2 protein-coding genes are annotated in these 1,523 nt (G+C 32.0%); both read right to left on the minus strand.

Annotation, left to right across the window (positions count from 1 at the left end; translation table 11 throughout):
- Positions 1-34: 34 nt before the first annotated feature.
- The gene (locus tag Q0370_RS00430) at positions 35-400 is read right to left on the minus strand and encodes a hypothetical protein (protein WP_299570576.1); all 366 of its coding nucleotides are present in this window, start codon (positions 398-400) and stop codon (positions 35-37) included.
- 135 nt (positions 401-535) lie between these two features.
- A complete protein-coding gene (locus Q0370_RS00435) occupies positions 536-1,513 on the minus strand; it encodes a beta-ketoacyl-ACP synthase III (protein ID WP_299570578.1) in 978 nt (325 codons plus the stop codon).
- Positions 1,514-1,523: the final 10 nt, after the last annotated feature.

Consider the following 1,523-nt stretch of genomic DNA (forward strand, 5'->3'; position numbering starts at 1 on the left):
AATTCAAGTGATTTTAAATAAATATTCATTGTATTTATTTTTTCACTTCTTCTGCATCCACTATTTCTTCATTTTTTGATTCTTTAACATCTTTGCTGCTAAATTTAGTTAGTTTATTTTTATCAGTAATTTCTTTTACACCAAGCCCAAAGACAACTAGCCCTAAAATTAATGGAACTATAAATAATGGCAAGTCTTCCCATACATATTGAGTAACATATAAATATATTCCTACAATCAAGAAAATCCAACCATGTTTTTTCTTCTTAATAAGAAAATAACCTCCCACAAGAATCATTACAACCTGATAGTTTACAATATATTTCATAATATCCTCAGGTATAAATTTAAACAAACTTAAAACAATTATTACCAATCCCCAAAATATTTTTGAATTCATAATTTTCCTCCTATAATTTTTTATTTTTATTCATTTTAAAAAAGTTCATAAAATCACATCAATCTATTTTTCAAATTTATCTTTTCGTATTATTCTAATTTTCTATAAAAAACTTGATTTCTAGTTATTTTACAACTATTTTGAAATTTCTACCAAAATCGAACCATAAGTCAGTCCACCACCAAATCCAGTAGCAACAAACTTATCACCCTTCTTAAGCTTTCCTTCCTTTATCGCTTCATCAAGTGCTATCGGAATTGATCCAGCCGAAGTATTTCCATATTTATCCAAATTTACAAAAAATTTATCAAGTGGTTGCTTAAATCTTTTTGCAATTGACTCAATAATTCTGATATTTGCCTGATGTGGAATAAATAAATCAACATCATCAGCAGTTATTCCAGCCTGAGTCAATACATCTTCTACAGTTTCTGGGAAAACCCTTACTGCAAATTTAAAAATTTCTCTTCCATTCATTTTCAGATAAATATCCTTATTATCAATCTTTTCTTTAGATACAGGCTCTTTAGTACCTCCTGCAGGCACTAATAATTCACATGCTCCAGAACCGTCAGCTACAAGATGACTCGCTAAGTATCCTCCAGTTTCTACTTCTCCAAGTACAACAGCTCCTGCACCATCTCCAAATAGAATACAAGTTCCCCTGTCAGTCCAGTCAACTACTCTTGACATTGCTTCTGCTCCAATAACCAATACTTTCTTATAAATCCCAGCTTTAACAAAACTATGTCCAGCAGAGTAAGCGTAAACAAACCCCGTACAAGCTGCACTCAAGTCAAATGCTGCTGCATTTATTCCCAATTTATCCTGAACAAGTGCGGCAGTTGATGGAGTTCCATAATCAGATGTCATAGTTGCAACAATAATTAAGTCAATTTCATTTTTATCAATTCCTGCATCCTCAATTGCTTTTTGTGCAGCCCTAAATGCTAAATCTGATGTTCCTTCATTCTCATCTATAATTCTTCTTTCCCTGATACCGGTTCTAACTGTTATCCACTCATCATTTGTATCCACAATCTTTCCCAAATCATCGTTTGTCATTATCTTTTCAGGTACATAAGATCCTGTTCCTAAAATTCCAACTTTCATATCTCACCTC

It is taken from the genome of uncultured Leptotrichia sp. (assembly GCF_938036635.1).
GTDB classification, from domain to species: Bacteria; Fusobacteriota; Fusobacteriia; order Fusobacteriales; family Leptotrichiaceae; genus Leptotrichia; species Leptotrichia hongkongensis.

Excerpts from the sequence above, each read along its gene's own strand:
- Q0370_RS00435 (WP_299570578.1), bottom strand. The coding sequence starts at position 1,513 with ATGAAAGTTGGAATTTTAGGAACAGGATCTTATGTACCTGAAAAGATA.
- Q0370_RS00430 (WP_299570576.1), bottom strand. The coding sequence starts at position 400 with ATGAATTCAAAAATATTTTGGGGATTGGTAATAATTGTTTTAAGTTTG.